We start from the raw sequence: 7,663 nt of genomic DNA on the forward strand, positions 1-7,663 counted from the left end.
CAAGGAAGTAAAAAATTTAATATGTCACTGTCGAATAAACGAGCGGATTCAGTTCTCGATTTATTGACTAAAGAGGGCGTTGATTCTAACCGAATTAATACTTATGGTTTTGGTGAAGCAGAACCAATTGCAACTAATATGAATGCCGATGGCCGTAAAAAAAATCGCCGTATTGAAATTCGTATCACCCCAATCAGCGAAATGTTTGACGAAAAAGAATAACGATTAAATACTAAGAGTCATTGGTATCAATATCACCTAACTTATAACGAAATAGTTGTTACTTAAATCGCTTACTGTTGGGGTATACTAAGCCTTATTTCAAAAAGGAAACTGAAATGGGGCTTTTTTCACGTCTATTTGGTTCTTCACCTAAGCAAGAACCAGTCATCGAAGCAATCGAATATAAAACCTTTCTTATTTATCCTAATTCAGAGGCCGATGGCTCTCAATTTCGCATAGCTGGTAAAGTAACAAAAGAGATAAATGGAGAGTTAAAAGAACACCGTTTTATTCGTTCTGATGTTATTTCATCAAAAAACGATGCTGATGAATTAATGCTGCGAAAAGCAAAAATGTTAATTGATCAGATGGGCGAGTCAATCTTTAAATAAACGTAATAGAATTGATATGGATTAGAATATCGTTTGTTTTTTACTCTATACTTATTCTTCAAAATCAATCAGTAACAAAAAGTGGTTTGACCTCTGCTTTGTCATCAAAATGTTGTTTTTTTACCTAATAGAGGTGAGAATAAGCAGATATCAATTTTAATGTAATGAAATTATGTCATTTTATTACAAAACACTTGAATTAATCCCTTTTGTTCGATAAAACGAAGGAATCAATTCATGCCAATAGCCAAGGAATAACTATGCAAATTGGTGTACCTAGAGAAGTACTCGCGGGGGAGACCCGTGTTGCTGCCACTCCAAAAACGGTTGAGCAGCTTTTAAAGCTTGGTTTTACAGTCGCTGTAGAAACTAATGCTGGTATTTTAGCGAGCTTTGATGACTCTGCATTTGAAAAAGCAGGCGCAATAATTGTGTCTTGTGATGATGTGTGGAAATCAGAACTTATCCTTAAAGTTAATGCTCCTCAAGTTAACGCAGAAACCGGTGTTGATGAGTTTGAACTTCTTCAAGATGGCGCAAGCTTGGTTAGCTTTATTTGGCCTGCTCAAAATGAAGAGTTACTTGCTAAATTAGCAACGAAGAACATCAACGTTCTAGCGATGGATTCAGTTCCTCGTATTTCTCGTGCACAAGCGTTAGATGCCTTAAGCTCTATGGCTAATATCGCAGGTTACCGTGCAGTTGTAGAAGCTGCGCATGAGTTTGGTCGTTTCTTCACTGGTCAAATTACGGCTGCAGGTAAAGTTCCACCAGCTAAAGTACTTGTTGCTGGCGCTGGTGTTGCTGGCCTTGCTGCTATCGGTGCTGCTGGTAGTCTTGGCGCAATCGTGCGTGCATTTGATGTTCGTCCAGAAGTTAAAGAACAAGTACAATCAATGGGTGCAGAGTTCCTTGAAGTTGATTTCAAAGAAAACTCTGGTTCTGGCGATGGCTACGCAAAAGAAATGTCTGATGAGTTCAATAAAAAAGCAGAAGAGCTATATGCAGCTCAAGCTAAAGATGTTGATATTATCATTACAACCGCACTTATCCCTGGTCGTCCTGCACCAAAGCTAATTACTAAAGCAATGGTTGATAGCATGCAAGCGGGCAGTGTGATTGTTGACTTGGCTGCTGCTAATGGTGGTAACTGTGAGTACACAGTAAAAGACCAGGTAATCACAACAGAAAATGGCGTAAAAATTGTGGGTTACACTGATATGGTTGGTCGTCTACCAACACAATCATCACAACTTTACGGTACAAACTTAGTTAACCTTCTTAAACTTCTATGTAAAGAAAAAGATGGCAACATCAATATCGATTTTGAAGACGTTGTTCTTCGTGGTGTTACTGTTGTTAAAGAGGGCGAAGTAACATGGCCTGCGCCGCCAATTCAAGTTTCAGCTCAACCTCAAGCAAAAGCTGCATCAAAAGCTAAGGTAGCTCCGAAAGTTGAAGAACCAATGTCTCCTGTTAAAAAGTTCGGAATGATCGGTGCAGGTATTGCTGCATTTGGATGGGTAGCCTCTGTTGCTCCAGCTGCATTCTTAGCTCACTTTACGGTTTTCATCTTGGCATGTGTTGTTGGTTATTATGTCGTATGGAATGTAAGTCATTCACTACATACTCCGTTAATGTCAGTAACTAATGCGATCTCAGGCATCATCATTGTAGGTGCGTTACTGCAAGTGGGTCAGGGCAATGGTGTCGTTTCATTCTTAGCATTTATTGCAGTTCTGATCGCGAGTATTAACATATTCGGCGGATTTGCTGTAACCAAGCGTATGCTTGAAATGTTCCGTAAAGATAAGTAAGGGGTAGAATAATGTCAGCAGGATTAGTTCAAGCAGCATATATTGTATCTGCCGTTCTATTTATCATGAGTTTAGCCGGTCTGTCTAAACAAGAAACCGCACGTAACGGTAACTACTACGGTATTACTGGTATGGCTATTGCCTTAATCGCGACTATTTTTGGTCCTGATTCGGCGGGTACAGGTTGGATCATCGTTGCTATGGCAATAGGTGGGGCAATTGGTATTTATTATGCGAAGAAAGTTGAAATGACAGAAATGCCAGAACTTGTGGCAATTCTTCACAGCTTTGTTGGTATGGCTGCCGTACTTGTTGGTTACAACAGTTATATTGACCATGGTGAGCTTACAGGCGCACTACTAAATATCCATTTAGTTGAAGTTTTCTTAGGTATCTTCATTGGTGCTGTAACATTTACAGGTTCTTTGGTTGCATTCGGTAAATTACGCGGAGTGATCAGCTCGTCTGCACTTCAGTTACCACATCGTCATAAATTAAACCTAATTGCATTAATCGCTTCTGCAGCACTTCTTTACTATTTTGTTAGTGTTGAAGGCAGTATGTTTGCAATTATCTTAGTAACACTAATTGCTTTTGCATTTGGTTACCATTTGGTTGCTTCAATCGGTGGCGCTGATATGCCAGTGGTTGTTTCTATGCTTAACTCATACTCTGGTTGGGCAGCAGCAGCGGCAGGTTTCATGCTATCAAACGATCTTCTGATTGTTACTGGTGCGTTAGTTGGTTCTTCAGGTGCGATTCTGTCTTACATCATGTGTAAAGCAATGAACCGTTCTTTCATCAGTGTTATTGCTGGTGGCTTCGGTCAAGATGTTGTTGTTTCAGATTCTGATGAAGAGCAAGGTGAACACCGTGAAACAACAGCTGAAGAAGTAGCAGAAATGCTTAAAAACTCGAAGTCAGTAGTTATCACTCCTGGATACGGCATGGCAGTAGCTCAAGCTCAATATCCAGTTCATGAAATTACAGAAAAACTTCGTGCGCAAGGTATTAATGTTCGTTTTGGTATTCACCCAGTTGCGGGCCGTCTACCTGGACACATGAACGTATTACTTGCAGAAGCTAAGGTTCCTTACGATATTGTTCTTGAAATGGACGAGATCAATGATGACTTATCTGATACAGATACTGTTCTTGTTATTGGTGCGAACGATACAGTTAACCCTGCAGCAATGGAAGATCCAAACAGCCCAATAGCTGGCATGCCAGTACTTGAAGTTTGGAACGCGAAAAACGTTATCGTATTTAAACGTTCAATGAACACAGGTTATGCTGGTGTTCAAAATCCATTGTTCTTTAAAGAAAACACTGAGATGCTTTTCGGTGATGCTAAAGAAAGTTGTGTGGAGATCAGTAAGCACCTTTAATCTTTGTATTAATGGTTAGTCTGATTTAATAAAAAGCCGAGATTATTTATCTCGGCTTTTTTACATTTGAAAATTAAAATTACAATAAATATTCATTTAATTAGAAAATCTTCGGGGGTAATACAAAATATTTTGATTAACCATTCATAATGGTGAATAAAATAGTTAGTAACGTCATCCTATGTTAAGATCTAGCTTTCACCTATCTGGCGGTAACTCTAATGCTAAAAGCCATTTCTATTATCATCATAACGAGCGCAATTTTAATATTAAGTGCCTTATGGCAGCACTCTTCATCGCAGCTTAATTACTTAGCACGAAATATGGAATGGAGTTGGTCTTGGCTTTACTATGAGCCATTTTCTAATGGTATTCAAACTGCAAGAACCGATGATACCAAACAACTTTTATTCAGGCGTGTTGATAAGAACAATAAAATTGCTACTTATGTTGATGTAACTTACACAAACACGTTTGAAGTTGCTGTAATTCATGAGAAGAACTGCCAACCAAAATCAATAATGTCAGCAACTGTAAAGCTGAACCACCGAACAATTAATAACGTAGAATTTGTGTGTGAGGACAATGGGCAGTCGTATTTATTTAGAACTACAGCCAAAAAGCTCTCAAAATTTAAAATAGAAACGGCAGAGTTCTCATCATCAGAAGATTTTTCAAATTGGCCAATTAAAGAATTAAAGAAAGATCAATTCGTACAGCAGCATTCTAACTTTTTCAAAAACAAAGGTAATGAAGATGTGTATGAATGGAGTAGGGATTAAGTTAATAATAAATATTAGGTATAAAAAAGACGCACTCAAGCGTCTTTTTTGTCTGTCAGATTGTTAGGTAATGAATTACTTTTTACGACAGAATTCAGCGATTACATACATAGATTGACCGCCATTTGCCTTGCCTGTAACTAAACGAGGATCATCTGTAAGGTTGATACCACGGATAACTGTACCTTGTTTAATAACTTGGTTAGTACCTTTAACTGGAAGGTCTTTAGTAACAGTTACGTCGTCACCTTTTTTAAGTTCAACGCCATTAATGTCACGTGGTTTTTCACCGTCCGAAAGAAGTGCTTTCTCAGCCCATTCTTTAACATCTTCTTCAACGTACATCATATCTAGAGCATCTTGAGCCCAAGATTCAGACGTTAGTTTGCTTAGTAAAACATAAGACATAACTTGAACAGTTGGTACTTGGCTCCACATAGAATCATTTAGACAACGCCAGTGATTAACATCCATTGTAGCTGAGTCTTCGATTTGTGCTGTACATGTATCACAGATCATTACACAGTTATCAACGTTGATATCAGTTTTTGGCGGGACTGCGAATGGTGCTAGAGAGTTAGTTGAACCACATAGTTCACATTTAGAATCGCAGCGAGTTAATAGAGTTTTTGCAGTGCTCATAATTATGCCTGTTTGTTTAATTGTGATTGTATTATGCCAAGTTTATACCACAAGAAAAAGGAATGCGGTGAGAATACTGTAATTTTTCCAATAACTTTTGCATTTGGTATCTAATGGGTAAACGGTGGTTTTCCAATTGGTAAACTAGATGAGGTAAATCGGTTAAATCTTTCAGTTTTTAGCAAGAAATCTCATTCCTACGTAAAGCAAAGTAAATACGTTTTTATGCAGAAAAATACCGTAGATAATGAATATGAAGCAAATAATTTGCATAAAAAAGGAATAAATAATGAAGAAAACATTCTTAATAATAGTAGCAGTACTTGGGTTAAGCATTGGTACTGCTTATGCGTTTAACGGCCATTTAAGTCATAGTATAAATCTTTCAATGCCACATTTTAATTTGTTTGAAAGCTCAAACTGTAATGGACATTCACATTAAAAGAGAAGCTGATTTTACGCCACAAGTGCGCATTATGAGTGCTTATGTAAAATAAGGTAATCATATGTAACATTTGTAATATTATTCCCAACCTTTTAGAAATGAAAGGTTGGCTAATGAAATATAACCAAATGACAAATAACTACTTTTTTAGATTTTATAAGTGTGGTTTAAGCGTAGAAAAAACAGCAGAATTATGTTTTAAAACTGTGAGGCAGGTCAACAATTGGGATGGAGGAGCAGAGATCCCACCTGAATGTAGACGATTAATGCGAATGTATTGTGAACGTAAATTAGGGCTTGGTGATAACTGGAAGGGGTTTTACATTGTAAAAAATAGATTAAGATTGCCAACAGGTAGAGAACTAGAGCCACAGCAGATTTTAACAGCCATTGCTTTACTAGAAATTGAAAGTGACTCTGACAAAAAAACACTAACTAAACTGATGAGACTTGTGAGAGCTATTTCAAAAATCAAAGTCATATAAATAAAAAAGGAATCGTTATGATTCCTTTTATAATTAGTTTGAAATTAATTGGTATTCATCTTCACTCATGAGTGGAGATAGACCGTGATCTTTATTGATAATCCCTGATAGCTTACACATTAATCTATAATTTGATGGGGCATCATTCGAAACCATTTCTACTTCAATATGAATATTTTTCTTATCAGTAGTTAAAAATTTATTAATGTCTTTCGCAAGATAGCGAGGACAATAACCAATAATTTCAGATGGTTTTTCTGCACGAATCAATACTGCTGAATCATCATAAGTATTTTGGCAATCAAGGCATAAATATAATTTATCACCAGGTTCTAATTTAGATACGCGTTCAATTGCTGACTCAGATAAGTGGCTTAGTCCATGAACAAAAAAGTAATGTTCAAAGCTGTTATCTTTTTTTAAGTGAACTCTTTTAAACATTTGTAATTGATCTGTTCCGCGTAACCCGCCAGAACGTGCGAGAACTTCAATTGGAGATGTTGAACTGCTTTCTAAACCTAACCATTTAATAAAATTTGGATACTCAGGTCTTCTAGGCGATAATAACCGATTTCTAAATAATGGAAATAAATCATCAGAAACATATGTTTTATCCAATTGTTCCATACCGCTAAATGGGATGAACTTTTCTGATAACTTAGCACCATTTGTATAATTAAAGATATAACCATCTTCAGATTCTTGTAGAAAACCTACTACATACCAATCCCTATTTTCTGGAGATTGCCATGCTAAATAAACTGAATTAAGCTCTGTCATCTTCTAATAACCTTTTTTTATTTTCTAATACCATTTGAATTGCAAATTCACGAGCAAGATCAGTGAAAATTTGTTCAGGTATTCTGGAAAAAATATCTCTAATGTTATCTTCTGTTAAATCCTTTAACTTAGATAACCAATGTTTTTTTGCAAGATCTCTTTTTTCAACAGCTAAAAAAAACGCTTCGACCGTTGATAAAGGCTTCTTATCTGATTTAAGTCTAAATAACTCAGATTTTGCTTTTTTAACAAATGTTGGTACTTTTCGTTGTACATCTTTTGTATTTAACCTTTCTTCTCTTTCTTTATCGAGTAATTCTCGACCTAAACTAGCTGCATGATCATAAGTAGGGCATAACGATTTTTTACCCGTATTATTATTAATAATAATAGCCCAATTTTCATGATGGCGGTCTTGATTACTAATCAGAGCATCAAGCAAAAGGTAACCGCAGAATACATCTCCAGCATTTAAACCTGTTATATCATACTCTGAAATTGGAGGGGAAATATCAGATAAATCCAAACACCCCAAAACTCTATTTACTGTGTGTTCTTTTACTCTAACATATCGCTCATTATCAGCAATCGGTTTAGGATAATTTGATGGACTATCCTTATGTAAAACTTCATTCCCCATAACCATTCGACAATCATCGGCTACAGCATTTGGTGTAATAATACCAAGTCGCTTATTCGCACCTGCTAAA

Annotated in this window: 9 protein-coding genes; 6 read left to right on the forward strand and 3 right to left on the reverse strand. The window is 36.5% G+C overall.

What is annotated here, in order from left to right; genetic code table 11:
- The 5 genes from BTO22_RS14025 to BTO22_RS14045 form a co-directional block, all read left to right on the forward strand.
- Nucleotides 1–222, forward strand: a 222-nt coding sequence (locus tag BTO22_RS14025; RefSeq protein ID WP_146107558.1) for an OmpA family protein, incomplete at its 5' end; no start/stop codon positions are given.
- A 116-nt stretch (nucleotides 223–338) separates the two neighbouring features.
- The gene (locus tag BTO22_RS14030) at nucleotides 339–614 is read left to right on the forward strand and encodes an HlyU family transcriptional regulator (RefSeq protein ID WP_061013687.1); all 276 of its coding nucleotides are present in this window, start codon (nucleotides 339–341) and stop codon (nucleotides 612–614) included.
- Nucleotides 615–874: 260 nt separating this feature from the next.
- Complete coding sequence (gene pntA / locus BTO22_RS14035; protein ID WP_105056017.1) at nucleotides 875–2,431, forward strand: Re/Si-specific NAD(P)(+) transhydrogenase subunit alpha; 1,557 nt, start codon at nucleotides 875–877, stop codon at nucleotides 2,429–2,431.
- Nucleotides 2,432–2,442: 11 nt separating this feature from the next.
- Complete coding sequence (gene pntB / locus BTO22_RS14040; protein WP_105056018.1) at nucleotides 2,443–3,819, forward strand: Re/Si-specific NAD(P)(+) transhydrogenase subunit beta; 1,377 nt, start codon at nucleotides 2,443–2,445, stop codon at nucleotides 3,817–3,819.
- Between the two features lie 221 nt (nucleotides 3,820–4,040).
- Nucleotides 4,041–4,601, forward strand: coding sequence for a hypothetical protein (locus tag BTO22_RS14045; protein WP_060993753.1), 561 nt, complete (start codon nucleotides 4,041–4,043; stop codon nucleotides 4,599–4,601).
- A gap of 75 nt (nucleotides 4,602–4,676) precedes the next feature.
- On the opposite strand, the gene BTO22_RS14050 is transcribed toward BTO22_RS14045, so the two are convergent.
- Entirely contained in the window at nucleotides 4,677–5,243 is a 567-nt protein-coding gene (locus BTO22_RS14050; protein ID WP_060993754.1) for a PhnA domain-containing protein, read from the reverse strand.
- A 558-nt stretch (nucleotides 5,244–5,801) separates the two neighbouring features.
- Here BTO22_RS14050 and BTO22_RS14055 point away from each other — a divergent pair.
- Nucleotides 5,802–6,173, forward strand: a complete 372-nt coding sequence (locus BTO22_RS14055; protein ID WP_105056019.1) for a regulator — start codon at nucleotides 5,802–5,804, stop codon at nucleotides 6,171–6,173.
- A gap of 33 nt (nucleotides 6,174–6,206) precedes the next feature.
- Here BTO22_RS14055 and BTO22_RS14060 read toward each other — a convergent pair whose 3' ends face one another.
- Both BTO22_RS14060 and BTO22_RS20225 read right to left on the reverse strand, forming a co-directional pair.
- Nucleotides 6,207–6,953, reverse strand: a complete 747-nt coding sequence (locus BTO22_RS14060) for an HIRAN domain-containing protein (protein WP_105056020.1) — start codon at nucleotides 6,951–6,953, stop codon at nucleotides 6,207–6,209.
- Nucleotides 6,940–7,663: hypothetical protein (locus BTO22_RS20225; RefSeq protein ID WP_105056021.1), on the reverse strand; the 724-nt coding region annotated here is incomplete at its 5' end. The genes BTO22_RS20225 and BTO22_RS14060, both read right to left, overlap by 14 nt.

The organism is Aliivibrio sifiae (genome assembly GCF_002954705.1).
Taxonomy (GTDB): Bacteria; Pseudomonadota; Gammaproteobacteria; order Enterobacterales; family Vibrionaceae; genus Aliivibrio; species Aliivibrio sifiae_A.